Source organism: Rhodococcus sp. MT28 (assembly GCF_058792695.1).
Genome location: NZ_JBXAFD010000005.1, coordinates 134,854 through 159,248, shown reverse-complemented (window position 1 = coordinate 159,248; position 24,395 = coordinate 134,854). Strand labels below are relative to the sequence as shown.

Annotated in this window: 23 protein-coding genes; 10 read left to right on the top strand and 13 right to left on the bottom strand. The window is 62.6% G+C overall.

Annotated features, from left to right (window positions below; translation table 11 throughout):
• Positions 1–109: 109 nt before the first annotated feature.
• Both AC1Q6C_RS20515 and AC1Q6C_RS20510 read left to right on the top strand, forming a co-directional pair.
• Positions 110–1,939: a DEAD/DEAH box helicase gene (locus AC1Q6C_RS20515; RefSeq protein WP_492666755.1), complete on the top strand. Its 1,830-nt coding sequence runs from the start codon at positions 110–112 to the stop codon at positions 1,937–1,939.
• Positions 1,939–2,514, top strand: coding sequence for an SWIM zinc finger family protein (locus AC1Q6C_RS20510; protein ID WP_050654857.1), 576 nt, complete (start codon positions 1,939–1,941; stop codon positions 2,512–2,514). The genes AC1Q6C_RS20515 and AC1Q6C_RS20510 overlap by 1 nt, the downstream gene beginning before the upstream one ends.
• A 5-nt stretch (positions 2,515–2,519) precedes the next feature.
• On the opposite strand, the gene AC1Q6C_RS20505 is transcribed toward AC1Q6C_RS20510, so the two are convergent.
• Together AC1Q6C_RS20505 and AC1Q6C_RS20500 are read right to left on the bottom strand one after the other, a co-directional pair.
• Complete coding sequence (locus tag AC1Q6C_RS20505) at positions 2,520–2,804, bottom strand: DUF3017 domain-containing protein (protein ID WP_003940740.1); 285 nt, start codon at positions 2,802–2,804, stop codon at positions 2,520–2,522.
• Positions 2,805–2,809: 5 nt separating this feature from the next.
• Entirely contained in the window at positions 2,810–3,667 is an 858-nt protein-coding gene (locus AC1Q6C_RS20500) for a bifunctional methylenetetrahydrofolate dehydrogenase/methenyltetrahydrofolate cyclohydrolase (RefSeq protein ID WP_064112569.1), read from the bottom strand.
• Positions 3,668–3,731: 64 nt separating this feature from the next.
• Here AC1Q6C_RS20500 and AC1Q6C_RS20495 point away from each other — a divergent pair, with 64 nt between their 5' ends.
• Together AC1Q6C_RS20495 and AC1Q6C_RS20490 are read left to right on the top strand one after the other, a co-directional pair.
• Positions 3,732–4,211 (top strand): GNAT family N-acetyltransferase, encoded by a 480-nt coding sequence (locus AC1Q6C_RS20495; protein ID WP_412770932.1) that lies wholly within the window; start codon positions 3,732–3,734, stop codon positions 4,209–4,211.
• A gap of 32 nt (positions 4,212–4,243) precedes the next feature.
• Positions 4,244–4,519: a DUF1905 domain-containing protein gene (locus tag AC1Q6C_RS20490; protein WP_007727403.1), complete on the top strand. Its 276-nt coding sequence runs from the start codon at positions 4,244–4,246 to the stop codon at positions 4,517–4,519.
• A 6-nt stretch (positions 4,520–4,525) separates the two neighbouring features.
• On the opposite strand, the gene AC1Q6C_RS20485 is transcribed toward AC1Q6C_RS20490, so the two are convergent.
• Together AC1Q6C_RS20485 and AC1Q6C_RS20480 are read right to left on the bottom strand one after the other, a co-directional pair.
• A complete protein-coding gene (locus AC1Q6C_RS20485; protein ID WP_003940770.1) occupies positions 4,526–5,146 on the bottom strand; it encodes a pentapeptide repeat-containing protein in 621 nt (206 codons plus the stop codon).
• Positions 5,147–5,179: 33 nt separating this feature from the next.
• The gene (locus AC1Q6C_RS20480) at positions 5,180–5,860 is read right to left on the bottom strand and encodes an excalibur calcium-binding domain-containing protein (RefSeq protein ID WP_042923481.1); all 681 of its coding nucleotides are present in this window, start codon (positions 5,858–5,860) and stop codon (positions 5,180–5,182) included.
• 137 nt (positions 5,861–5,997) lie between these two features.
• On the opposite strand from AC1Q6C_RS20480, the gene AC1Q6C_RS20475 reads away from it, so the two are divergent.
• Complete coding sequence (locus AC1Q6C_RS20475; protein WP_230359685.1) at positions 5,998–6,462, top strand: tRNA (cytidine(34)-2'-O)-methyltransferase; 465 nt, start codon at positions 5,998–6,000, stop codon at positions 6,460–6,462.
• Between the two features lie 6 nt (positions 6,463–6,468).
• Here the strand turns inward: AC1Q6C_RS20475 and AC1Q6C_RS20470 are convergent, their stop codons facing one another.
• The 3 genes from AC1Q6C_RS20470 to AC1Q6C_RS20460 form a co-directional block, all read right to left on the bottom strand.
• Positions 6,469–10,653, bottom strand: a complete 4,185-nt coding sequence (locus tag AC1Q6C_RS20470; protein WP_230359684.1) for a bifunctional nitrate reductase/sulfite reductase flavoprotein subunit alpha — start codon at positions 10,651–10,653, stop codon at positions 6,469–6,471.
• A gap of 180 nt (positions 10,654–10,833) precedes the next feature.
• Positions 10,834–11,667: a DUF3626 domain-containing protein gene (locus tag AC1Q6C_RS20465; protein WP_230359683.1), complete on the bottom strand. Its 834-nt coding sequence runs from the start codon at positions 11,665–11,667 to the stop codon at positions 10,834–10,836.
• A 7-nt stretch (positions 11,668–11,674) separates the two neighbouring features.
• Positions 11,675–12,811: an FAD-dependent oxidoreductase gene (locus tag AC1Q6C_RS20460; RefSeq protein ID WP_003940727.1), complete on the bottom strand. Its 1,137-nt coding sequence runs from the start codon at positions 12,809–12,811 to the stop codon at positions 11,675–11,677.
• A gap of 75 nt (positions 12,812–12,886) precedes the next feature.
• Here AC1Q6C_RS20460 and AC1Q6C_RS20455 point away from each other — a divergent pair, with 75 nt between their 5' ends.
• Positions 12,887–13,567, top strand: coding sequence for a TetR/AcrR family transcriptional regulator (locus AC1Q6C_RS20455; RefSeq protein ID WP_003940897.1), 681 nt, complete (start codon positions 12,887–12,889; stop codon positions 13,565–13,567).
• A gap of 12 nt (positions 13,568–13,579) precedes the next feature.
• Here the strand turns inward: AC1Q6C_RS20455 and AC1Q6C_RS20450 are convergent, their stop codons facing one another.
• On the bottom strand, positions 13,580–14,491 hold the full coding sequence (locus AC1Q6C_RS20450) for a LysR family transcriptional regulator (RefSeq protein WP_030535095.1): 912 nt from the start codon (positions 14,489–14,491) through the stop codon (positions 13,580–13,582).
• A gap of 91 nt (positions 14,492–14,582) precedes the next feature.
• On the opposite strand from AC1Q6C_RS20450, the gene AC1Q6C_RS20445 reads away from it, so the two are divergent.
• Together AC1Q6C_RS20445 and AC1Q6C_RS20440 are read left to right on the top strand one after the other, a co-directional pair.
• Entirely contained in the window at positions 14,583–15,668 is a 1,086-nt protein-coding gene (locus AC1Q6C_RS20445; RefSeq protein ID WP_042449826.1) for a TDT family transporter, read from the top strand.
• A gap of 74 nt (positions 15,669–15,742) precedes the next feature.
• Complete coding sequence (locus AC1Q6C_RS20440; RefSeq protein ID WP_003940771.1) at positions 15,743–16,384, top strand: dihydrofolate reductase family protein; 642 nt, start codon at positions 15,743–15,745, stop codon at positions 16,382–16,384.
• 47 nt (positions 16,385–16,431) lie between these two features.
• Here the strand turns inward: AC1Q6C_RS20440 and AC1Q6C_RS20435 are convergent, their stop codons facing one another.
• The gene (locus AC1Q6C_RS20435; protein WP_003940684.1) at positions 16,432–16,740 is read right to left on the bottom strand and encodes a rhodanese-like domain-containing protein; all 309 of its coding nucleotides are present in this window, start codon (positions 16,738–16,740) and stop codon (positions 16,432–16,434) included.
• An 85-nt stretch (positions 16,741–16,825) separates the two neighbouring features.
• Here AC1Q6C_RS20435 and AC1Q6C_RS20430 point away from each other — a divergent pair, with 85 nt between their 5' ends.
• Both AC1Q6C_RS20430 and AC1Q6C_RS20425 read left to right on the top strand, forming a co-directional pair.
• The gene (locus tag AC1Q6C_RS20430; protein WP_047271852.1) at positions 16,826–17,665 is read left to right on the top strand and encodes a CPBP family intramembrane glutamic endopeptidase; all 840 of its coding nucleotides are present in this window, start codon (positions 16,826–16,828) and stop codon (positions 17,663–17,665) included.
• 33 nt (positions 17,666–17,698) lie between these two features.
• Positions 17,699–18,589, top strand: a complete 891-nt coding sequence (locus AC1Q6C_RS20425) for a dienelactone hydrolase family protein (protein WP_047271809.1) — start codon at positions 17,699–17,701, stop codon at positions 18,587–18,589.
• Here AC1Q6C_RS20425 and AC1Q6C_RS20420 read toward each other — a convergent pair.
• The 4 genes from AC1Q6C_RS20420 to AC1Q6C_RS20405 all read right to left on the bottom strand — a co-directional run bounded on the left by AC1Q6C_RS20420 (position 18,576) and on the right by AC1Q6C_RS20405 (position 24,294).
• Complete coding sequence (locus AC1Q6C_RS20420; protein ID WP_003940989.1) at positions 18,576–19,583, bottom strand: zinc-dependent alcohol dehydrogenase family protein; 1,008 nt, start codon at positions 19,581–19,583, stop codon at positions 18,576–18,578. The genes AC1Q6C_RS20425 and AC1Q6C_RS20420 overlap by 14 nt on opposite strands.
• 56 nt (positions 19,584–19,639) lie before the next feature.
• The gene (locus AC1Q6C_RS20415) at positions 19,640–20,410 is read right to left on the bottom strand and encodes a glucose 1-dehydrogenase (protein ID WP_492666754.1); all 771 of its coding nucleotides are present in this window, start codon (positions 20,408–20,410) and stop codon (positions 19,640–19,642) included.
• Positions 20,411–20,424: 14 nt separating this feature from the next.
• Entirely contained in the window at positions 20,425–20,772 is a 348-nt protein-coding gene (locus tag AC1Q6C_RS20410; RefSeq protein WP_007727425.1) for a hypothetical protein, read from the bottom strand.
• A gap of 234 nt (positions 20,773–21,006) precedes the next feature.
• Entirely contained in the window at positions 21,007–24,294 is a 3,288-nt protein-coding gene (locus tag AC1Q6C_RS20405; protein ID WP_047271812.1) for an error-prone DNA polymerase, read from the bottom strand.
• Positions 24,295–24,395 lie beyond the last annotated feature (101 nt).

The following is a 24,395-nucleotide window of genomic DNA, read 5'->3' as shown; positions in this document are numbered from 1 at the left end:
GAGCCACGTTTTCAGGATTCGTCAATGTCGGGAAAACCACAGCTGATCTGCGGGTTTTCCCGACATTCTCATTGGCGAACGTGAGCCGGCGCGGCTAGCATCGGCGAACGTGAATCAGCCATGCTCGACGCGCCTGCAGGCTACGTACATTCCCGAGCACATGTCCTTCGCGTTCTGGGGTGACGCAGACCCGGCAGCGCGGCTGTCGGCACTGGGGATGCCGACCGGGTCGCCGGGCGTGTGCAGGCTTGCGATCCCGGTCGACGAGTCGATCACAGCAACCGACGTCGGAGCGCAACTGCTCGACCTCACCACCGCGATCGACGCGTTCCACAACCTCGATGCTGGTCGCGGCGACCTCGGATCGTCGCTGCTCGCGTGGAAGCGCGTCATCGACACCGGCGCACATGACATTCCGACCGCAGCGCATGCCGCTATCGAGCGCGACGACACGAAGATCCGAAGCGCCGAGTCCACGGTGCGGTTGTTCACGGATGCGCGTACAGCCGTGGACAGCCTTCGCCGAGCAAAGATTCAGGCGACTCTTCGCCCGTATCAAATGCAGGGAGTTGCCTGGCTGACGGCTCTGTCGGGTTCGGGTGGTGGGATCTTGGCCGACGAGATGGGTTTGGGTAAGACACTGCAAGCGATTTCGATGATCGCGATCCGCGCCGGCGACGGTCCGCATCTGGTTGTGTGTCCCACCTCGGTGATAGGAAACTGGCGCCGCGAGATCGAGCGATTCGCTCCGCATCTGCCACTGCACGTTCATCACGGGGCCGCCCGTGCACTTCCCACTCGTATCCCCGCCGGCACTACGGTTCTGACCAGCTACAGCGTCTTGCGTTCCGACGCAGCCCAATTGGCCCCGGCCCATTGGAGTTCAGTGGTCTTCGACGAGGCGCAACAGATCAAGAACCCCGCTTCCCTCGCCGCGAAAGCAGCAATGCAGTTGTCGGCGGACGTCAAGGTAGCGATGACCGGCACGCCGGTGGAGAACCGCCTCGAAGAATTGTGGTCACTCTTTCGCGTCGCCAACCCCGACGTCCTCGGAACTCGCGCACGGTTTCGTCAACGCTTTGCCGTCCCGATCGAATCCGGTCGATCGGCCACCGCGGCGACCAGACTTGCCGCGGTGATCGATCCTTTCATTCTGCGCAGAACCAAAGACATAGTGGCCAAGGATCTTCCGCCCAAACAGTTCTCCACGGTCTCGTGCACTCTGACGTCGGAACAGGCGCGCATCTACCGGTCGGCAGTTGCCGATGCGTTCGACTCCGGATTGGGCACGGGAATCGCCCGGCGTGGCAACATCCTTGCGCTTCTGACCACTCTCAAGCAGGTATGCAATCACCCGGCGCAGGTCACCGGCGATACGGACGACCTCTACGGAAGATCCGGAAAGCTCGACCGCGCAACGGAAATGATCGCCGAGATCGTCGACGACGGCGATCGCGCGCTGATATTCACGCAGTACCGGACGATGGGCGAGATGCTCTCGCGACACCTGGGAGCCGAACTGGGAATCGGCGCCGTGCCTTTCCTCCACGGCGGCCTGAACACCGACAAACGAGACGCGATGGTCGACGCGTTCCAGAACGAGACGGATTCACCACCGGTTCTGATTCTGAGCTTGCGCGCCGCCGGCTTCGGCCTCAACCTCACGCGCGCAAGTCATGTCGTGCACTACGACCGGTGGTGGAACCCAGCCGTCGAGGATCAAGCAACCGACCGGGCACACCGCATCGGCCAGAAACGCACCGTCAACGTCCACACCTTGGTGACGGGCGGTACCGTGGAGGATCACATAGCAGCGATGCACGAGTCCAAACGAGTTGTGGCCGATGCTGTCTCCGGGAACGTCGAGGCCGCGCTGGCCGATCTCCCCGACACCGAACTGCGTGAACTTCTCGAACTCGACGGCGCGGTGATCATCTGATGGCCAACGAATTCGGCGTCACCGCTTGGGGTCGAGCGTGGCTGCGCACGGTGGAGCGGACCGCGGCGTCCGGTCCGAACCCGTCCCTGCCGACGGCTCGCACCCTGGCACGCAACGGTTCCGTGGAGTTCACCGTCGTCTCGTCGGGGACCGTCGTCGCCGAGGTGAGCACCAAGGCAAAAACTTCGTCAGTGACGATTGGTGTCCCGCTCTGGACCAAATCCGAGATCGCTGCAGTGAAGAGCCTTCTCCGTTCGGCTGGAAAGGCGAACAGATCCGTATCCACCGGCGAACTGCCGGACAGCATCGTCACCGAACTGCAGGCTCGAAATATCGCAGTAGCCGTTGATCTTTCGGAGTGCACTGCCAGCTGCGACTGCTCAGGTAGACGCTCGCCGTGCGTTCACCATCTCGCCGCGATCTACGCCCTCGCCGGGCGAATCGACGAGGAACCTGCACTTGCGGTGACGTTACGGAGTGCACCGGTCAAGGCTGGAAAGAAGTCGACATCCGCACATTCACCGGAGTGGATCCCTTTGAGTGATATCGATATTCGCTCGTTCTACGGGGGCTGATCTTCTCAGTCGGTACCGAGCGGATCGATGGTCAGGGCGAGCGTCGCGATCAGCACACCCATAACGCCCATCGCCGCAGTGTCGAAGACCCTTCCACGCACCGCGAGCAACCCCACACGGTTCTCGGGAACGAACCACCGAGCGGCAGCTCCGATGATGACGGCAACACCGAAGACGAGGGCGCCGCGGCGCCACCGGTCGGCCAGCACGAGAACAACCGCTGCCGCGATCACGGCGAGGACCGCGAGCATGGGCAGATTCTTCTTCGCGAGGCCGACCAGTGAGGACATCGGACTCAGGCCTCGGCCAGAACCCGCTCGGCGCGTTCGACCACGTTGGTGATCAGGAACGCGCGGGTCAGCGGTCCGACACCACCGGGGTTGGGTGAGACGAAGCCGGCGACCTCGCTGACGTCGGCTGCGACGTCGCCACGCAGGCCGTCGTCGGTGCGACTGACGCCGACGTCGAGGACCGCCGCTCCAGGCTTGACCATGTCTGCGGTGATGAGGCCGGGAACGCCGGCGGCAGCGACGATGATGTCGGCGCGGCGAACCTCGGCCGCGAGATCGCGGGTACCGGTGTGGCAGAGCGTGACCGTCGCGTTCTCGCTACGACGCGTCAGCAGCAATCCGATCGGGCGACCGACTGTGACGCCTCGTCCGACTACCACCACGTGTGCGCCTGCAATAGGGACCTCGTAGCGGCGCAGGAGATGCAGGATTCCACGCGGGGTGCACGGCAGCGGGGCTTCCTTGCCCAACACCAGTCGACCGAGGTTGACCGGGTGCAAGCCGTCGGCGTCCTTGTCGGGGTCGATGCGCTCGAGGGCTGCGTTCTCGTCAAGGTGCTTGGGAAGCGGCAACTGCACGATGTAGCCGGTGCACTCGGGATTGGCATTGAGCTCGTCGATCGTCGCGTTGAGCTGCTCCTGCGTGATGTCGGCAGGCAGGTCGCGTCGCAAAGAATTGATACCGACCTTGGCGCAGTCGTTGTGCTTGCCGCGCACGTAAGCCGCGGATCCGGGGTCGTCGCCCACCAGGATGGTGCCCAAGCCGGGTGTGATGCCCTCTGCCTTCAGAGCGCTCACCCGCACCTTCAGGTCTTCGAAGATTTCGTCGCGGGTAGCTTTGCCGTCGAGGATCGTTGCAGTCACGGCGACCATTGTTCCAGGTTAGGGTCGATGAGTGACAACGGCTCCGGAACTACGCGGCCCGAGGGTGCTCCTCTCCCCCGTCGCGCCCGATCATCACGCCCGTCTGCGGGCAATTCACCTGCACCCGGACGTCGTGCAGTGGTGGCAAAATCCCGACGACGACTGGCCTACGGCGCCGGAAGCCGGCACCACGCACTACAGCATCTTCCACGGCGACCACCTGATCGGCTTCATCCAGTGGTACGAAGCGGAAGACAATCCTGACTTCCGCCACGCCGGGCTCGACTTGTTCCTCGATCCCGACTTCCACCGCCGAGGGTTCGGTCGCGAATCGATACGGGTGCTGTGTGCCCACCTGATCGACGACCTCGCATTCCACCGTCTGGTCATCGACCCGGAAGTCGACAACTCCGTCGCCATCGCGTGCTACCGATCGGTGGGGTTCAAAGACGTCGGGGTGATGCGCGAGTATTCGCGAGATCGCCATGGTGTGTGGAAGGACGGACTGCTGATGGATCTGCTCGCACGGGAATTCATCCGCTGATCGACTGGGACGAGTTCGAAAGGACCGACATCATGTTGCTGGACAAGGAATTCACGGCCACCCTGCAGAAGAGCGACGCCAAGGGCGGGTGGACTTATGTGATCTGGCCGGAGTCCGCCGAGTTCTTCGGCACCCGCGGCCTGGTCAAGGTACGCGGGACGATCGACGGACATCCGTTCCAGAGTTCGTTCATGGCGTTGGGAGACGGTAACCACAAGCTGCCGGTCAAAGCCGATCTTCGCAAAGCCATCGGCAAGGAGACCGGCGAGCTGGTGACGGTGCGCCTCGAGGAGCGCTTGGAGAGCTAGGCGCTGCTACTTCATGTCGACGACAAGACCGTGCGCCGACGCGTACGCCACCGCCTGCATCAACTCGATCTGCGCGTTTCCGACGGACGCGGACGTCCACAGGCTCGGATCGATCCGTGCACCGCGCAGGTCTGCACCTTCGAGTTTGAGTCCACCCGTACGAGCACCGGACAGATCCGCCGACGCCAGCACCGCGCCCCGCATGTCGGCCCGAACCAGGTTCGCTTCACGGAAGCGGCATGAGGTGAAGTCGATCTTTCTCAGGTCCGCCCCGCCGAGTGAGGTCAACGAGAAGTCGACTTCGTCGAGCGTCAACGGCCGGATGCGGCAACCGTCGAACGTCGACCCGAGCAGACTGCAGTTTCGGAACGTGCTGTGCCACAGGCTGGTCCGGGCAAAATTGCACGAGCGAAACGCAGTTCCCGTGTGCACGGACTCCCCCAGATCGGTGCCGGTGAAATCACAGTCCGTGAACACCACCGACTCCGTCGTGAGTCCCGTGAGATCGGCATCTCGGAAATTGCAATTGGTGAAAGTGCGCTGACGCCACTTCTGCCCGGCCAGCCGCGCGTCTGAATAATCTTCGCCGACGACATCGTCGGATTCTTCGGGGAGCATGCCGTCCATACTGCCCCGCCGCACCGACACCGGTTCGATCGCCTAGGTCTCGCAGGCCACGCCGTCACCGTCACGATCAAGCTTGGACGAATAGCCGGGATCGCCGCGGTAGATCGGGGCAGCACCGGCCGCTCGCACGGCTGCACAGTTGGCGTAATACACCCCCGCGTCGGGCACCTTGGCCGGCGGCGGAACGTACGCCGGTTCTGTTGTCTTCGGCGGTGTGTACGCAGGAGCGGGCGGAACATACGGCGTAGTCGTGGTCTCCGGGACCTGCGGAACCAGCGGCACGATTGCCACGGTGGTTGTCGTCGGTGGCGGCACGATCGTTGTCGTCGTCGGCAAGAGGGACGAAGTCGTGGTCTTCGTCGTCGACGGGACCGTGCTTTTGGTTGTCGTCGCTGCAGCTGTCGTCGAAGAGGTCGCAGCAGGCGTCGTCGATTCTTCCGACTTGCCCGCTCCCGTCGCCGCGGCGATGGCAACCAGCCCCACGACTGCCGCGCCGGCGATCCACGGCCACTTACGCCGCGTCTTGCCTTCCTCGGCGTTAGTGTCCGGCACCGCCGATCCGGGTGCGCCGAAGACCTGCGTGGGAGTGCCGAAAGCCTGAGTGGGTGCGTCGACGCCCTTGGGCCGTGTCTGCGCGGTCCACTGCTGACCGTCCCAGTAACGGTCGATCGTGGGGTCGAAGGGGTCGGGGTTCCAACCGGCGGGAGGGTTCATCAAAATGTCCGTTCTGCGTAGAGTGCCGGAAATAGATTCGCACGGACTGGCCGGTTTGTTACCAATTCGCCCACACTTCCCGACCGGGCCTTCTCACGGACGTGGTCACCGATACGTCGCCCGGTACAGTTCCTCGAGTGTTCCGAGTGATGTTCCACGAGCCCCGCATCCCACCCAACACCGGAAACGCGATCCGCATGGTCGCGGGCACCGGTTGCGAACTCCACCTGGTCGCCCCTCTCGGGTTCGACTTGTCGGAGCCGAAGCTCAAGCGCGCAGGCTTGGACTACCACGACCTGGCGACTGTCACGGTCCACGAAAACCTGACCGCTGCCTGGGAAGCCGTCACCCCCGCTCGCGTGTTCGCCTTCACCGCGCACGCGACCACGTCGTATGCCGATATCGCCTACCAACCCGGCGACGTCCTGCTGTTCGGGCCCGAACCCACCGGACTGTCCGAAGAAGTATTGGCGGACGAACACGTCACCGAGCGCCTGCGTATCCCGATGCTGCCCGGACGCCGGTCCCTCAACCTGTCCAACGCTGCCGCCCTCGTGACGTACGAGGCCTGGCGTCAGCACGGGTTCAAGGGCGCTGTCTGATCGACGTCAGTAGACGTCCCGGACATAGCGCTTCTCCGCCGAAAGAGCCTTCACGTATGCCTCGGCACTGCGAGGAGCCAGTTTCCCGTGTTGAGCGACCACCCCGTTGAGGGCACTGTCGACGTCCTTGGCCATCCGGTTGGCATCGCCGCAGACGTAGAAGTGCGCTCCCTTCTGCAACCACTCCCACAGCAGCGCACCCCGCTCACGCATCCGGTCCTGCACGTAGACCTTGTCGGCTTGATCCCGGGAAAACGCGAGGTCGAGTTCGGTGAGGAATCCGTCTTTCCGCAATTCTTCGATTTCTTCGCGGTAGTAGAAGTCGGTCGCGGCGTGCTGTTCTCCGAAGAACAGCCAGTTCGGGCCCGTGTGCCCCAATGCCCGCCGCTCATGCAGGAAGGCACGGAACGGTGCAATGCCGGTCCCCGGACCGACCATGATCATCGGGGTCTCGGGATCGGAAGGTGGCCGGAAGTGGGTCGACTTCTGCACGTAGATACCGATGTCGTCATCGTGAGCGTGGTCGGCGAGGTAAGTCGAGCACACTCCACGCCGTGGGACACCCGCAACGTTGTATCGCACCGCGGACACCGTCAACTGCACTTCGCGTGGGTTCTCCTTCGGACTGGAAGATATCGAATATAGCCGCGGCTGAATCGGTTTGAGCAGCGAGAGCCATTCGTCTGTCGAGGCACGAACGGGCGACTGCGCGAGAATGTCGACGGACTGTCGTCCCCACGACCAGTCTTTGAACGTGGAGACATTCTCCGGCTTCAACAACTCGGCCAGGTCCGAATCGCGGGTTCGTTGATGCACGAATCGAATCATGTCGGTCGAGATTCGAGTGATCTCCAAGCGCTCGGTGAGCGCGGTACGCAGCGTCATTTCCCCGTACTGCCCCAGTTCGACGGTCTCGTCACCGTCGAGGCCGGTAAGGGTGAGCCACTCGTCGACCAACGGAGAGCTGTTTCGGGGCCAGACTCCGAGAGCGTCGCCGGCTTCGTAACTGACCGTGTCACCTGGAAGGTGAAAGCCCAACTGCCGCACGTCTTTGGAAGAACCCGGACGGTTGAGCACGACATTGCGCGTCAAGGCTGTGGTCAGCGGCGCCTTCTTGTTGTATCGCAGCGGCGGCGACATCGCCGGTGAAATCGGCGGGGTTGCAACGGTTGTCCCAGAATTCTTCTTTGCAACGAGGACGTCGGTCGTCTCGCCGGCCACCGAGCTCCGAAGCTCAGCCGTGACCGCCTCCAGCCATCCAGCAGCGGTGTCCTCGAAATCGGGCTCGCAGTCGGCGCGATCGACGATACGACTGGCTCCCAGTTCGGCAAGGCGGGCGTCGAGCTTTCGTCCGTGTCCACAGAAGTCGGCATAGTTCGAGTCGCCGAAAGCGATTACTGCATAACGTGTCTCGGACATGCGGGGCGCCGTGTCAGCAGACAACGCATCCCAGAAACCGCTGCCGTTGTCCGGGGATTCGCCGTCACCGGAGGTACTGGTGATCAGCAGGACCTCTCTGGTAGCTGCCAGGTCGGCGGCCGGGAACTCGTCCATCGCGTGCATCACCACGGGCAAGCCGATTCCCCCGAGACGAGTGGCGCACTCAGCAGCGAATTCTTCCGCGTTTCCGGTCTGCGATGCCCAGAGCACCACGATCGGCGCGCGCTCGGATCCAATACTCGGACTCGATGACAACGCAGGCCCGTCGGTGTCAGGAAGTGAGATCCGCGAGTACAGGCCGGCCAGAACACCGTCGACCCACATCCGCTTTTCGGCATCGAAGGGTGCCGTCGACGGCAAGGTAGGTACCCCGGCAGTGCGATCGGCGTCCGCACGCAACGCAGCGAGAAGGCCGGCCAGGTAGCTCTGTTGGAGCGGATCGAATACCACTGCAGGTGTTCCTGTTTGACCGAGGACGCCCGCGAGGACATCGGTTCGCGACAACGCCCGATCAGCTGGCGCGGGAGCCACCAGCGCCGCCTCGGCGAGCACTGTTTCAGGTGTGTTCACGGCGACCTTCGTCATAGTGACAGCGCAGGCTTTGAACTCCGGTTGCTGCGAGGCAGGGTCGATGGCGTCGTTGGTGACGGCGTTGATGGACAGATATTCACCGAAGGCGTCGTTCCAGTGAAATGGGGCAAAGCAGTTCCCCGGACGCACTCGGTCGGTGACAACAGCCGGAAGCACAGCGCGACCGCGGCGTGAGGCAACCTCGATCGCATCCTGGTCGACGATGCCGAGCCTGGCGGCGTCGTCGGGATGGATCTCGACGAAGGGACCTGGGTTGAGCTTGTTCAACTTGGCCACCTTGCCGGTCTTGGTCATGGTGTGCCACTGGTGCGCGAGACGACCGGTGTTGAGCAGGAAGGGGTAGTCGTCGTCGGGCATTTCGGCGGGAAGCATGTGCGGCCGTGCGAAGAACATCGCACGGCCAGTGGCGGTGGGAAATGCGAGCCTCGGAGTGCTGCCGTCCTCGCGGATCAGGAGTCTTTGACTGACACCGTCATTGACGTATCGGATGGGATGACGGTCCTGATCACTGTCTGGCGGGCATGGCCACTGGATCGATGTCTTGCGGAGGCGCTCGTAGGTGACGCCGCGTAAGTCGTAGCCGGTCTTCGGATTCCAGAACTGCTTGATCTCTTCGAACACCTCTTCGGCACAGGTGTAGGTGAACGCTTCGGCGTACCCCATCTCGCAGGCGATCCGGGCGATGATCTGCCAATCAGGCAGCGCCTGCCCGACCGGATCCAGTGCCTGCTGAAAGAGCGTCAGGTTGCGTTCGGAATTGATCATCACTCCGTCGGACTCTGTCCACAGCGAAGCAGGCAGCAGAACATCGGCGTATTCGTTGGTCTCGGTGCCCAGGAAAGCATCCTGGGTGATGACGAGGTGGGCCTTCTCCAAGCCGTCGATGACGGTCTTGCGGTTGGCTACCGTCGCAACGGGATTGGTGCAGATGATCCAGCACGCTTTGATGTCGCCCGCCGCCATTCGGGAGAACATGTCGATGGTGCCACCGCCGATGTCGGTGCGCAGCGAGCCTTGCGGGATCCCCCATCGGTCCTCGACGAATTCGCGATCGGCGTCGACCATCACGGCGCGCTGACCTGGCAAACCTGGCCCCATGTAGCCCATTTCGCGCCCACCCATGGCGTTCGGCTGACCGGTCAACGAGAACGGACCGCTGCCGGGCTTGCAGATCGCACCGGTCGCGAGGTGAAGGTTGCAGATGGCGTTGGTGTTCCACGTGCCGTGGGTGCTCTGGTTCAGACCCATTGTCCAACAGCTCATCCAGTTGGCGGCCTCACCGATCCACTGCGCTGCAGTGCGGATGTCGGCTTCGGGGATACCGGTGATCTCACTGACCTTCTCCGGGGTGTACTCCGCGAGGAAACTGGGCATCACCTCCCAGCCTTCGGTGAAGTCGGCGATGAAGTCCGGATCGGTGTGGCCGTTCATGACGAGCAGGTGGAGTAGTCCGTTGAGTAGCGCGAGATCGGTGCCGGGAGCGATCTGCAGGAACAAGTTCGCCTTGTCGGCGGTGGCGGTGCGTCGAGGATCGACGACGATCAACTTCGCGCCTGCCTTGATCCGCTCCTGCATCCGCAGAAAAAGGATCGGATGGCAGTCCGCCATGTTCGCGCCGGTCACGAAGAACACGTCGGCGTGTTCGAAGTCCTGATAGGAACCGGGCGGTCCGTCGGCCCCGAGTGACTGCTTGTAGCCGGTGCCGGCGCTCGCCATGCACAAACGGGAATTCGATTCGATCTGATTGGTCCCGATGAAGCCCTTGGCCAGTTTGTTCGACAGGTACTGAGCTTCGAGTGACATCTGCCCGGACACGTACAACGCAAACGCGTCGGGACCGTGCTCGTCGATTATTGCCCGCAGGCGCTGGGCGGTGTCAGTGATGACTGCGGCCATGTCCGCCGCTTCGATCGCATCACCTCGGCGCGGACGGCGATATGCAGATTCCATGCGCCCCGGGCCGGCGAGCATGTCTGCGGTCGTGGTGCCTTTGGTGCACAGACGCCCGAAGTTGGTGGGATGTGTCTTCAGACCGGAAGACTTCGCAGCCTTCCGACGCCCCGTCTCAGGATCGGTGATGATGTCGAGGACAAGACCACAGCCCACCCCGCAGTATGCGCAGAGTGTGTCGACACTGGTGGTGGTGAGTTGAGCGCCCATCGATTCATGCATCCCTTCGACCGAGGATCAAGGTCGACTTCTATCTTCGGATGCAGTTGTTTCGGGAGTTCATGCCCGATGTTGCGTATCAATCACTCTTTCCTCACCGCGACCTTCGGACCGATGTGCGGTCCCGGGACCAGCGGTCGTCGACGTGCAGCTGTACGCGAATGCCCAGTTCTACGCTCTGCCGCCGAATCGAGCGATGTAGTGCCAAACCTTCTTGACGTCCTGCGGATCGAAGGATGCACCCCGTGCGAGCCCCAGGACGGCAGGCGTCAGCCGCCTGCCGTGCGCAATTTCTCGGGCAAGGTCGATCACGGCCGCTCCCCGGTATTCGGGATGTTCGGCTATCTCGTCGACATCGACCGCGTATCCCTCGTGCCACAGCACCGGGCACGTGAGCGAGTGGGCGATCTCTTCGATCCGTGTGCCCCGGTAACTCGGATCCAGAACGAGCGAATCGACGTCCGTTCCGATGTCGACGACGCCGTGAACGTGCGCCTCGATGTAGTGGTCGAGCGGATCGTCGAGCTCGGCAGCCCGTGCGGCGCCGACCAAGCTCATCGCTTCGGCCGTTCCGAAATGATCAGGCTCGAAGACGCTGTCGGGAAAGCAGAAAGTGGTGCGGTCGAGCGTGTGCTCGGCAAGCCGGAAGTAGGACGAGCCGAACCGAGGGGATGCCCCGTAGGGATCGGCGGAGAAGTTCAACGATCCGTACTTCGGCCGTTCCGAGGGCTCTCGCTCGTCGTAAGCTCCGCCGAATATCCGACTCTCCCAACGCCAACGATCGCCGCCGTGATGCGCCGTCAGTCCGCCGTTGCTCGTTCGAGTCTCGAACTGGGTCACATAGGTGCCTTGACGTGCGATCGAGGCCAGTGTCAGACCACGTTCAGACGGGAGGTCCGGATGAAAGTGCAACGTCACCCGGTGATTTCGATCCAACGGGCCGCCCTTCGAGAGACCGCCCACGTGCGCAATCGCGGCAGACCAAGGAGTGGAATCAACAGGCATTCGCCCATTATCCGGATATGGAAGCAGCGCCGGTGAAGAAATCGACCAGTGAATACGGTGCGCCTTCACCGAGGCAGAGATCAAGGATCACGTGCGAGTCCGCGGCCTCGGATGCGCTGCGCACGAACATCGCTTCTTCGTACTCGGCGAGTGCCCCTTCGATGTCGTCGGGGTGCGCGGCGATCGCCTTTCCCAGTTCGGCGCCGTCGAACATGGCCAAGTTCGCACCCTCACCGGACGGGGCCATCAGGTGCGCCGCGTCACCGAGGAGCGTCACCCCAGGCACGCGATCCCATCGGTGCTCGTCGGGAAGTGCATGGATCGCGCGCGGAATCGGAGCGGTTTCGCCATCAGTGATCAGCGCCGTGAGTTCCGGTGCCCAACAGTCGAACTCGGCCGCGACCCGCGCTGTCGCAGCGGCGGCGTCGGTGAAATCGATACCGGCAAACCACTCCGCCGGACGGTTCAGCTGAACGTAGGTGTGCACGATGTCTCCCGCCTCTCGATGCGCGGCGATCGCTTTTCCTGGTGCGGGCGCGTACATCGCCCCGTCCCCGACGGCTTCGGCTGCAGCCGAATGCTTCTCGTCGACGTCGTAGAGGTAGGTCTCGACGAACGTGGTGCCGACGTATTCCGGCTTCGCATCGGAGAGCAGCGGCCGGATCTTCGACCAGGCACCGTCTGCACCCACGAGAAGGTCGGTGGTCACTGTCGAACCGTCGACGAAGGTCAACTCGTGGCGATCATCTCCGAGCGAGCGCACAGTGTCGACTTTGCGTCCCCATTCGATCGTGTAGTCCGGAAGGGAATCAATCAGGATTCGACGGAGGTCGCCGCGCAGCACCTCGGGACGTGTTCCCGTGCCGTCGTCGGGTTCGTCGAGGAGCACGGCGGCGTGTTGATCGAGTACGCGCGACGCGGCGCCGCCCGCGTGGATGATCGCGCGGAACTCGTCGGTGAGGCCGGCAGCGTCGAGCGCGGCCTGACCGTTGTGTTCGTGGATGTCGAGTTGGCCGCCCTGCGTGCGAGCTTCTGCCGACGGTTCCGCCTCGTAGATCTTCGAGGGAATTCCGTGAACGTGGAGTACACGCGCGAGAGTCAGACCGCCGAGGCCCGCCCCGATGATCGTTATCGAGTTGCTCATGTTTGTTTCCTTTCAGGCTTCGATTGGAACGCCGTTCCAATTACCATCTTGGAACGACGTTCCAGATATGTCAAGATGGTTCGCATGGCGACCAGGAATCAGCGGACCGAACGACGTACGGATGCGCTCTCGAAGGAGCGAATCGTCGAGGCTGCGATCGAGATCCTCGACGACGAGGGCGAAGCCGCGCTGACATTTCGCGCACTCTCCGCACGCCTGGCAACAGGTAGCGGGGCGATTTACTGGCACGTTGCCAACAAGAGCGAACTGCTCGCCGCGGCGACCGACGACGTCATCGCCCGCGTGACAACCGGTGCAACCGAAGGCGCAGCCCCACGGGAGGCGATCCGGACCATCACCCTCGGCGTGTTCGACGCGATCGACGCCCACCCCTGGGTCGGCACCCAACTCTCACGTGAACCGTGGCAATCAGCGGTGATGCAGATCTTCGAAAGTCTCGGCGAGCAACTCCAGGCGCTCGGCGTTCCCCAACCGGCGCAGTTCGACTGCGCGTCCGCACTCCTGAATTACGTGCTCGGCCTCGCCGGGCAGTATGCCGCGGGGGCCCGCCTCCTCCCCCGCGAGACAGATCGGTCCGCTTTCCTCGCGGGCGTCGCCACGCGATGGGAAGAACTCGACTCTGCGAAGTACCCGTTCCTCAATCAGGTGACGGCGCAGTTGCGCGACCACGACGACCGAGAACAGTTTCTGGCAGGCATCGAGCTCATCCTCGCGGGGATCGACACCGTCCGATAGCGGCCGTAGCCGTCAGCGTGAATGAACAGCGGTGTTGGATCCGAGCGCTATGTCGAGGAAATCTCTTGCCGCACCGCGCAATCCGCGATCGGGATCCCAGACGGCTTGGAGTCGACGCGGCATCCGCAAGCCGTCGACGTTGACCGCGACCAGTCGGCCGTCCGTCAGGTCGGCGGCAACTGCCAGCGACGACAGAACAGCCGGGGCGTTGCCTGCCACCACCGCAGCCTTGACGGCGGTGCACGAGGTGAGCTCAAGCAACGGCGGCACACAATCGGGAACAGCATTCTCGAGCGTCAGGCGCGTGCCGGACCCTGATTCTCGCTGAATGAGCGGTGTGCGTGCGAGTTCCTCGACCGGAACGGGCACACCGTTCGCCCAGTCGTGCCCCGGCGGCACAACCACGACGAGGTGATCACGCGCTACTTCGCACGACGCGAGCGCCGACGGCACATCCGGCCCTTCGACAAATCCGATATCGGCCTGGCCGGCTTGAACTTGAGCAGAGACGTCCGAGGAATTGTGCAAGCTCACCGACGCCACGACGTTGGGGAACTTGTGCCGCATCGCGACCGTCCATCCGGGAACCAGATACTCGGCGATGGTCATGCTGGCGGCAACCGTGACGGCAGCATCGCGTTCACCGCGAAGTGCGGCAACTCCCGATGCCATTTCCTCGGCACTGACGAGGATGTGACTTGCCCACTCGAGAATCAGACCGCCCTCGGCGGTGGGACGAACACCGGTCGCCGCTCGATCGAACACCTTGATTCCGAGTTGGCGTTCGACCGAACGCACCCGGGCGCTGACCGCCTGCTGACTGAGTCCGTGCTCCCGGCCGGCAGCACCCATGCTGCCCAGACGCCCTACGGAAAGGAGGACGTCGAGGGCACTGAGTTCAGGCACCCGAGGAGACAACGACATAGTCCCAAGATTAGACCCACAAGGCGAGTTTGTGGGCATTCAAGAACAACCGGTCTACCGGTACGGACCGGATGAGACGACAGTGAAATACATGACCACCACAACGAGTTCCACCTTCGCCCACATCACTCCGAACTGGTTCGCGGCAGCGATGGGAACGGGAATCGTGTCGGTGGCCGCCGCTTCGCTCGAACCGGAGATCGAGGGCTTGAAACTGGTCTCCGAGATCTTCTGGGTTCTGGCGGTTCTCGTACTGTGCGCCTTGATCGGAGCATTTGCCACCCATTGGTCACAACATCGATGTCAGGCCCTCGCCTACCTGCACAGCCCCGCGATGTTCCCCTTCTACGGCGCCGTCGCAATGGCACTGCTGACCGTGGGATCCGCAACCGGCATCACCGGCCCGGACTTCCTCGGCCACGACGTGGCGATCACCGTGTCGCTGACACTGTGGACACTCGGCACGGCACTCGGCCTGGTCACCTACGTCGTGATGATGATTCGACTCGTTCGAGATGCCGGGATGGCGACGGCAATGCCGTTCTGGCTCATGCCCGTCGTACCTCCGATGGTCTCGGCCACCACCGGCGCAGCGGTCAGCACCCACATGCCCGAAGGCGCTCCACGCATCGCGGTACTGGTTTTCTGCTACATCCTGTTCGCTCTGGCGCTGACCGCCGCCATCGGCATTCTGGTAGCCGTCGCCAGGCAGTTCGCACGCAACCGTTCGGCCGGCGTCGACGTGATCCCGTTCAATGCCATTCCCTCACTGTGGATTCCGTTGGGCGTGATCGGACAGTCGATCGCGGCATCCAACCTGTTGGCCGCCGCCTCACGGCATGCACTCAGCCCCGAGCATGCCGACACCCTGCACGAATTCGGGATCGCCTACGGAACCGTCGTCGGAATCATCGGCGTGATCGCGTTTGTCACCGTCACCGTCGTCACCATCCACGCACTGCGCCGCGGCTTGGACTTCTCGCTCGGCTGGTGGAGCTTCACCTTCCCGATCGGAGCATGTGCCGTCGGAGCGAATGCCTTCGGAGTCGCCACCGGTTCCACCCTGATCCTGGGAATCGCACTTGCCCTGCTGACCGTACTGATCCCCATCTGGGCAACCGTCGCGGTCAGGACCGTCCGGTCGATCCGCAGTGGAGTTCTACCGGCGGCTGCATGAATTCGCACCGATGAGTTTTGGCTCGCCGTACGGTCTGTACTCACGTAGACCATTGTCGAGAGCAGGAGTACACGGTGAGTCAGTTATTGCGAGTGCAGAATTTCGGCGTTTCCAGTGACGGAATTGCCTGCGGTCCGGACCAGAGCTTCGAGAGCCCGTTCGGCCTGGACCACGGTGAAATGTTTGCGTGGGCAGGAGCTACGGCCAGCTGGCCCAATCGCACCGATCCCGGCGGCAGCCGAGGCCTCGACGACTATTTCACGCGGGACTTCTCCAACAACATCGGCGCCGAAATCATGGGCCGCAACAAATTCTCACCCTACCGCGGCCCTTGGGAGAATCTCGAGTGGCAGGGCTGGTGGGGCGACGAGCCACCGTTCCACACCCCGGTTTTTGTCTTGACCCACCACGTGCGGCCGTCGTTCACGCTATCGGACACGACATTCCACTTCGTCGACGCCGACCCCGCGACGGCCCTCGCGCAGGCACGTGAGGCAGCGCAGGGCAAGGACGTTCGACTCGGCGGCGGAGTCAGCACTATCCGTGAATTCCTCGACGCCGATCTGGTCGACACGATGCACATCGCTGTCTCCCCGATCGAATTCGGATCCGGTCTACGACTGTGGGAGACACCTGACGAGTTACTCGACCGCTTCAACCTCGACGTTGTGCCGAGCCCGAGCGGCGTGACGCACCACCTGTTCTGGCGGAAGTGACGTGTTGGGGCAGCTCCGTAAACGGGAGCTGCCCCAACAGTTACGCACTATTCGCCGGTCTCGACCTGGCGCCCCGACTGGTACCACGCCATCGTTCCACCGGCCACCGAAACGGCATTGATGCCGCGAGCCTGCAGATACTCAGCGGCTTGCAAGCTCCGACCACCGACGGCGCAGATGATGTACACCGTTTCCGCGTCCGGAATTTCACCCACGCGAGAGACGAATTCGCTGAGCGGAATGAGCGTCGCACCGGGAACTCGGACCTGAGCGAACTCGTCGGCCTCACGGACGTCGATCAACGGCTCACCCGCTGCCAAAGCCGTGTCCAGTGCATTCAAATCGACTTCCAACATTTCTTCTGCGCCTGCCTTCGTGTTCGCTGCTGTCCGAATAGACGGTACCCGCGCGTTTTCGTGCAGCTCCCTTTACGATCTGACAATGACCAATACGGTTCCCGAAAAGTCCGGTTTTTGGAGTCGCCCCACCGTGTGGAAAGTGCTCCTGCTGATCGTCGTCTACCTGGCGTTCTATCTTGCTGTCGGGCAGGTTACCTCCCGGGTTTTTGCAGACCAGATCGACACGGACAATGTCGTGGCAAGCGCCTCCAGCATCCTCCTCGGCGTCGCATTGCCCATCGCGATCGGCGGGATCGCCCTGCTGGTTTTCACGACAAAGGTCGGCTGGCTGCGCGGCATCTTCGGCCCACAACCCATTCGTGGGCGCGGTTGGATGTGGATCGGTCCGATCATCGTGGTCGCCGCCATTGTTGCGCATCTGGCGGGAACCGATTGGAGCGCCTGGACCACCGGCGAGGTAATCGCCCTGCTGGTGCTCGGTGCGTGCGTCGGCCTGACCGAGGAATTGGCCACCCGTGGCCTGGCAGTGAAGATGTTGCGCGACGCCGGCCACCGGGAACGCTTTGTCGCCGTCGTGTCTTCACTGGTGTTTGCACTCATGCACACCGTCAACCTCATCGCCGGGATGAAGGCGTCAACCGTTCTGGTCACCGTTGTCTACACCTTCGGTTTCGGTATGTGCATGTACCTGACAATGCGCGTGACGGGCACGATCTGGGCCGCAATCGTGTTACACGGCCTCACCGACCCCACCACAATTCTCTCGACCGGCGGGCTGGACACTTCGGTGACCACGGAAGTGAGCGGCGCCGCCGCCATCACCTCTCTACTGACGGTCCTCTTGGTCGTCTTCGGGGTGATCGCCGTCTTCCTCATCCGAGATCGAATCGGCGAAGAACGGCACACACCCGTCTCGGCCTGACCGACCGCGACCGTACAAGACATACTTGTGCCCATGCCTTCTCGAACCAAGTACTCGTTCACCGTCGTGACTGCATCGTGTGTGCTGGCACTCTCCGGTGCCGTCACTCATGCCACCGCGGGGGTTCCGACAACTCCCGAAGTCGCGACCACCGAATCCATCGCGTCGGAATCGATCAGCGATCTGTATGCAGCCAAGGGTGCGCATGAAGTGGCTTCCGATTCAGTTCCCGGGTACCAACTGTTCTACCCAGCCGACTTGTCGTCTGATGGCAATCGGCATCCCGTCATCACCTTCGGCAACGGCAGCTACGCGACTTACGAGGAGTACGAAGCGCTCCTGCAACATCTCGCTTCTTGGGGTTTTGTCGTGGTGGTGGCCGACAGCAGCGTAACCGGCGACGGTACCGAGATTCTGGGTGCCGCCCAGTACATCGTCGATCAGAACACCAACGCTGACAGCATTTTTCACCAGAGGATCGACACCGACAACATTGCCTCGGTCGGCCACTCCCAGGGGGCAGGCGGCGCGATCAACGCTGCAACTCAGTCGGCGAATCTGATCACCGCCACAGCGGTGCTCGATTTGCCGGACCCGTGGTGGGCCTCGCGACCTGTCGACGTGATCGACGCGGCCCAGTTGACCGGACCGACGTTCTTCATGACCGGCGCCGACGACCCGGTCTCCACCGCCGATCCGCAAGCCGAGTACTTCGACAAAACCGCCGGACCGGCGGTCCGCGGCAGACTGCTTGGTGTCGGCCACAATTGGGCCGCAGACGGCGAAGGATTCCGGGGCTACCTCACCGCGTGGCTGAGATTCACCCTCAGCGGCGACCAGACTGCCGCACGTGCATTTGTCGGCGACTCGGCGGAAATCCTCACCGATCCCCGTTGGGACCGGCAAGCGATCAAGGGTTTGTGATGACGATCTTGCCGTAGGCCTGCCCGGATTTCTGCTGCTCGAAAGCATCAGCGAGGTGGTCGAGGCTGTAGGAAGAATCTATGACGGGACGAAGCGCCAGGCTCTCCAGCCCGGCGACCATCTCCTCCTGATGTGCACGACTGCCCACCAGAACACCTTCGATGGTGACCTGTTTGGTCAGTAGCGAAGTCAGGTCGATCGACGACGACGGGCCGTTCATGATTCCCAGCGCACAGATCCGCCCGCCGGGTCGGACTGCAGCGAGAGATTGACCGAGCGTGGAAGGCCCGCCGACGTCGAGGACGAGATCGATTCCGCCGCTGAGCCGCATCGCCTCCGATCCCCAGTCCGGGCGCTCGCGGTAGTTGACCACGTGATCGGCACCGAGTTCGGTCAATCGAGCCATCTTGTCGGGGGCCGACGAGGTTGCGATCACCTGGGCTCCAACAGCTTTGGCCAGCTGGACGGCAAACAACGCTACCGTGCTGGTCCCAGGGATCAACACCGACGACCCTGGGATGATCGGGACTCCGGCAAATAGTGCGCGCCACGCTGACAATCCCGCGGTGGGCAAGGTAGCGGCTTCCTCGTAGGTGTAGTTTCGCGGCATCACTGTCACAGCAGATACCGGCACGGTGACGGTGTCGCGGGCGAACCCGTCGACACCGTCACCCGGCGAATTTCCGAATCCGTCGAAATCCGGTGTGCCGCTCCGCCAATGCGGCAAATAGGTGCTCATCACGCGATCTCCGACGCTGAACTGCGTTACGCCGTCTCCGACCGCAACGACCTCCCCGGCAGCATCGGACAACAGGATCCGCGGACCGTCGGTTGCTATCTCTCCGGTCGCCACGAGGTAGTCATGGTGGTTGAGCGAATTCGCGTGGATCGCGATCGTCACCTCACCCGCACCCGGGCCCGGGGTCTCGATCGTCCTCGATTCGAGGTTGTTCAATCCTCCAGGCGGGAGTACGTACACGGCGCGGTTGGTCATGGTGTGGATCCTCGCACGAATGGTGATCGGGTGACGTTCGGAAAGGGTTCTGCTGCTCAGAGGAGAGAAGCGGTGAACCCTCCGTCGAGAACCAGGCTGCTGCCGTTGCACCACGACGACTGGTCGCTCGCAAAGAACACTGCGGCGGCGGCAACTTCCTCGGTCCGGCCATAGCGCGTCTGCTTCGTGACCATCAAGTCGTCGAATCCCCCGGACTCGAGGCCGAGGGCATTCTCGAAATCCTGCTGGTGACTCTTGACCAGGTCGGTATCGATGAATGCGGGCAGCAATGCATTCGCGCGGATTCCGTGGAAGCGAAGTTCGGCTGACAGGGTTTCGGTGAGATTGCGAACTGCTGCTTTGGCTGCGGCATAGCTGCCGATCAAAGGCGAGCCGGTGGTCGACGAGATCGACGAGATGTTCACGATCGAACCGCCACCGGATGCGACGAGAGCGGGCAGCGAATGACGCACTGTCAAGAACACTCCATCGAGGTTGACCGACATCACTTTCCGCCAGTCCTCGAACGAGGTCTCGATCAGCGGGGTCGTGGTGGCGATACCGGCGTTGGGTACTACGACGTTCAGTCCGCCGAACTCTTCGACCGCTCTGGCGACGAGATCCTTGACCTGCTGTTCGTCGGTGACATCAGTGGTGACAGCGATAGCTCCGTCGATCGAGTCCGCCACTGCCTGTGCTCCGCCACCGTTGATGTCGGAGACCACGACCCTCGCGCCCTCCGCCCCGAATGCCCGGGCAATGGCGGCGCCGATTCCGGCACCTGCGCCGGTGACAATTGCAACTTTGTTCGCGAGAAGATCGGACATGTCAGCGTTCCCCTTCAATTCTCGGTCGGGACGTAGAAAAGCAATTCGGGTCCGGTGTCACCGGTGGTCGCGATGGCCTCGGACATGTCGAGAGTTCCGTCGCCCAAAGCACTTCCCAACGCCTGCGCGGTGCCCGCGAGATCTTCCGTGTCGAGTTGATAGATGCTCAGGTAGCGGCGCGCGGGCAATGCATCCTCGGGCAGCAACTGCACATCCGCCAGGAAGAATCTGGAGGCGGAGACAACTCCGGGCACTCGTTCGACGACCTGCGGAATATGCACGTCGTCGTACCAGCGGTTGAACGCATCCTCCGAAGACGGATCGGCGGGGTGTACGTGTGCGACGAGAATCGCTGTGCTCATGAAGTTCCTCTTCGACTCGAAGTGCTTTTGGTTCAGCGCGTTTGGAAGGCGACGATATTCACGCGCAAGGCAACTGACCGCGGCTGCGTGTGGTGAATCGATCGCGCTCAAGCGACAACCCTAGGGAGCAAATGTGACCCGCACCATATGCTCGGAGGTCAGAGTTGAGCTCCACATTTGTCCTCTCGGCACAAAATTGTCTCTCGGCACTAACACGGTGGCCAGAATCAGGCGTTAACGGAAGTCTCGCGATTTGGCCGTTACTCGCAGATCCATCAGCTGCATCCGGTCTGCCACGACGGTGACAGCGCCTTCTGCATTCTGCACCTTCCCTCGAATAAGCAACGCCGGCGCCGTATTTGCCAATTTTCGGTACTTTGCCCACAACCCCACCGAACACACGACGTTGACCATGCCGGTTTCGTCCTCGAGGTTGATGAACGTGACGCCCGCAGCTGTGGCCGGACGCTGCCGGTGTGTGACTGCTCCCCCTACCAGCACACGGTCACCGTCCGGGATGTCGAGAAGTCTCGACGCCGGCACCACGCCGAGCGCGTCGAGCTGTGGGCGGAGGAATTGTGTCGGGTACGTGTCGGGAGATACTCCTGTCGCCCAGACATCCGCCGCCGCTAATTCGACGTCGCTCATGCCGGGCAGGGTGGGAGCTGTGACCGACGCACCGATACCGGGCAAGCGGTCGGGGCGCTCCCCCGCCGCAGCGCCCGCTGCCCACAGCGCTTCTCTACGCGAGATACCGAAGCTGGCTAGTGCACCGGCGGTCGCCAGCGATTCAGCTTGTGCGGTAGTCAGTTCCACCCGCCCGGTCAGATCGAGAAACGACGTGAACGGTCCACCGAGGTCGCGCTGTTCGACAATTTTCCCGGCGAGTGCATCGCCGATGTTGCGCACTTCCCCCAGCCCCAGCCGAACCTCGAATCCACCTGCCTCGACGGTGGCATGCGCGAGGCTGACATTGATGTCTGCACCGTGTACCTGCACTCCGTGCCGGCGCGCATCGGCAACCAAGGACTGCGGCGAGTAGAAACCCATGGGCTGCGCGCGCAGAAGTCCGGCGCAGAACGCAGCGGGATGATGAAGTTTGAACCACGAGGAGTAGAAGACCAGCGCGGCAAAACTCTGTGAATGGCTTTCCGGGAAACCGAAATTAGCGAATGCATAAAGCTTTTCGTAGATCCGGTCGGCAACCTCGTCACCGATGCCGTGTAGGTCTCGCATGCCCTGATAGAACCTCGCGCGCAGTTGTTCCATCTTCTCGGTGGAGCGTTTCGATCCCATTGCCCGACGCAATTGATCGGCCTCGGACGGCGTGAAGCCCGCAACGTCGACGGCCATCTGCATCAACTGTTCCTGGAACAGCGGAACCCCCAACGTGCGTTCGAGTGCCTTCTCGAGCGACGGATGGTCGTAGGACACAGGTTCGAGTTTGTTGCGCCGACGAATGTACGGATGCACTGATCCGCCTTGGATCGGCCCCGGACGGATGAGCGCGACCTCGACTACCAGGTCGTAGAAGTTTCGAGGCTTCAGACGCGGCAGTGTCGCCATCTGCGCACGTGATTCCACTTGGAACACACCCACCGAATCTGCCCGCTGCAACATCTCGTACACCGCTGTTTCCGACAGATCGAGTTGCGCCAGATCGACTGTGATGCCTTTGTGTTCGGCTACCAGGTCCATCATGTAGTGCAAAGCTGAGAGCATGCCGAGGCCGAGCAGATCGAACTTGACCAGCCCAGCGGCAGCGCAATCGTCCTTGTCCCATTGCAGGACACTGCGATTGGCCATCCGCGCCCACTCCACCGGGCAGACGTCGGCGATGGGACGATCGCAGATGACCATGCCGCCTGAGTGGATACCGAGGTGCCGCGGATAGCCTTCGATCTGCGCCGCCAGTTCGAGTACCGGACGCGGAATATCGGTATCCGCATTCTTGTCGATACCACCCCACCGGCCGACCTGCTTACTCCACGCATCTTGCTGTCCCTGCGAAAAGCCCAGCGCCCGAGCCATGTCCCGCACCGACGACTTTCCTCGATAGGTGATGACATTGGCGACCTGCGCGGCATACGTACGCCCGTACTTCGCGTACACGTGCTGGATCGCCTCTTCCCGGCGGTCGGACTCGATGTCCACGTCGATGTCCGGCGGGCCGTCACGTTCAGGCGCAAGAAACCTCTCGAACAGCAGTTTGTTGCGAACCGGATCGACATTGGTGATGCCGATCGCGTAACACACCGCCGAGTTCGCAGCGGAACCTCTTCCCTGACAGAGGATGTCGTTGTTCTTGCAGAACGACACGATGTCATGCACCACCAGGAAATATCCGGGAAAGTTCAATCCCTCGATGATGGCAAGTTCATGTTCGAGCTGTTTGTATGCCTTCGGTGCACCTTCCGGCGGTCCGTAGCGTTCCAGCGCCCCCACCATGGTGAGCTCACGCAACCACGACGCCTCGGTATGCCCGGCTGGCACGTCGAACGGTGGCAATTTGGGCGCGATGAGCTTGAGATCGAAAGCGCACTCACGACCAAGATCGGCGGCACCACTGACAGCCTCGGGATAGAGCGAGAACAGTGCCGCCATCTCCGCGCCGGACCGCAGGTGCGCTCCGCCGGTAGGGGCCAACCATCCTGCTGCCTCGTCCAAGCTTTGACGCGACCGCACAGCCGCCATTGCCATGGCGAGGCGTCGACGCGGAGGAGCGGCGAAGTGCGCGGCGGTGGTCGCCACCGTACGTAGTCCATGCTCTCTCGCCAATTCGGCCAGAACGGCATTGCGCTCGTCGTCCTCCGCCAACCCATGATGAGTGAGTTCCACCGACACTCGCTCCGCCCCGAAACGCTCGACCAGATCCCCCAAGGCATCCGCCGCTGCTTCGCGACCACCCGACGTCAAGGCTTGCCGCACATGACCTTTCCGGCACCCGGTCAGGATCTGCCAGTGGCCACCGGCCGCTTCGGTCAGCACGTCGTAGTCGTACTGCAGTTTGCCCTTCTCGCCGCCCGCCAGATGCGCGGCAGCGATCTCCCGCGAGAGCCGGCGATACCCTTCCTGCCCACGGGCAAGTACCAGGAGGTGCGTTCCACCGGGATCTGCCGTGCCGGTTCTGGGTACCGAATCCAGAGACAACTCGGCCCCGAACACGGTGCGCATTCCCCATTCACGTGCGGCTTCCGCAAACCTCACCACGCCGTAGAAGCCGTCGTGATCGGTGACGGCGATAGCTTCGAGCCCGAGACGCACTGCTTCCTCGACCAGCTCTTCCGGCGGTGATGCACCGTCGAGGAAACTGAAGGCCGAGTGAGCGTGCAGTTCTGCGTAAGGAATTACACCGGCACCACGGGTGAGCTCGCCCGCGTGGTACTCGCCGCGCTTTCTTGACCAGGCGGGGCTGTCGCTTCCATCGCCCGGAAACAAATCCTCATGTTCCACACGGCCGGGTCGTCCGGAAAGCACCCGTTCCATCTCGGACCACGTCGGCGGCCCATTTCCCCAACCCACACTGACCTCGCACCTGATCGAGTCGGCCGTCAGGGACGACCGACTGCTCGAGGATGCCGAAAGGGAAGACGCACCACATGCATCGAACTGATGTTCGATGC

What these genes read in the sequence shown, in the direction of transcription:
- AC1Q6C_RS20510 (WP_050654857.1), top strand. Translation starts at nt 1,939, where the DNA reads ATGGCCAACGAATTCGGCGTCACCGCTTGGGGTCGAGCGTGGCTGCGC.
- AC1Q6C_RS20505 (WP_003940740.1), bottom strand. Translation starts at nt 2,804, where the DNA reads ATGTCCTCACTGGTCGGCCTCGCGAAGAAGAATCTGCCCATGCTCGCG.
- AC1Q6C_RS20490 (WP_007727403.1), top strand. Translation starts at nt 4,244, where the DNA reads ATGTTGCTGGACAAGGAATTCACGGCCACCCTGCAGAAGAGCGACGCC.
- AC1Q6C_RS20485 (WP_003940770.1), bottom strand. Translation starts at nt 5,146, where the DNA reads ATGGACGGCATGCTCCCCGAAGAATCCGACGATGTCGTCGGCGAAGAT.
- AC1Q6C_RS20480 (WP_042923481.1), bottom strand. Translation starts at nt 5,860, where the DNA reads ATGAACCCTCCCGCCGGTTGGAACCCCGACCCCTTCGACCCCACGATC.
- AC1Q6C_RS20470 (WP_230359684.1), bottom strand. Translation starts at nt 10,653, where the DNA reads ATGGGCGCTCAACTCACCACCACCAGTGTCGACACACTCTGCGCATAC.
- AC1Q6C_RS20465 (WP_230359683.1), bottom strand. Translation starts at nt 11,667, where the DNA reads ATGCCTGTTGATTCCACTCCTTGGTCTGCCGCGATTGCGCACGTGGGC.
- AC1Q6C_RS20460 (WP_003940727.1), bottom strand. Translation starts at nt 12,811, where the DNA reads ATGAGCAACTCGATAACGATCATCGGGGCGGGCCTCGGCGGTCTGACT.
- AC1Q6C_RS20455 (WP_003940897.1), top strand. Translation starts at nt 12,887, where the DNA reads ATGGTTCGCATGGCGACCAGGAATCAGCGGACCGAACGACGTACGGAT.
- AC1Q6C_RS20450 (WP_030535095.1), bottom strand. Translation starts at nt 14,491, where the DNA reads ATGTCGTTGTCTCCTCGGGTGCCTGAACTCAGTGCCCTCGACGTCCTC.
- AC1Q6C_RS20445 (WP_042449826.1), top strand. Translation starts at nt 14,583, where the DNA reads ATGACCACCACAACGAGTTCCACCTTCGCCCACATCACTCCGAACTGG.
- AC1Q6C_RS20435 (WP_003940684.1), bottom strand. Translation starts at nt 16,740, where the DNA reads ATGTTGGAAGTCGATTTGAATGCACTGGACACGGCTTTGGCAGCGGGT.
- AC1Q6C_RS20430 (WP_047271852.1), top strand. Translation starts at nt 16,826, where the DNA reads ATGACCAATACGGTTCCCGAAAAGTCCGGTTTTTGGAGTCGCCCCACC.
- AC1Q6C_RS20425 (WP_047271809.1), top strand. Translation starts at nt 17,699, where the DNA reads ATGCCTTCTCGAACCAAGTACTCGTTCACCGTCGTGACTGCATCGTGT.
- AC1Q6C_RS20420 (WP_003940989.1), bottom strand. Translation starts at nt 19,583, where the DNA reads ATGACCAACCGCGCCGTGTACGTACTCCCGCCTGGAGGATTGAACAAC.
- AC1Q6C_RS20415 (WP_492666754.1), bottom strand. Translation starts at nt 20,410, where the DNA reads ATGTCCGATCTTCTCGCGAACAAAGTTGCAATTGTCACCGGCGCAGGT.
- AC1Q6C_RS20410 (WP_007727425.1), bottom strand. Translation starts at nt 20,772, where the DNA reads ATGAGCACAGCGATTCTCGTCGCACACGTACACCCCGCCGATCCGTCT.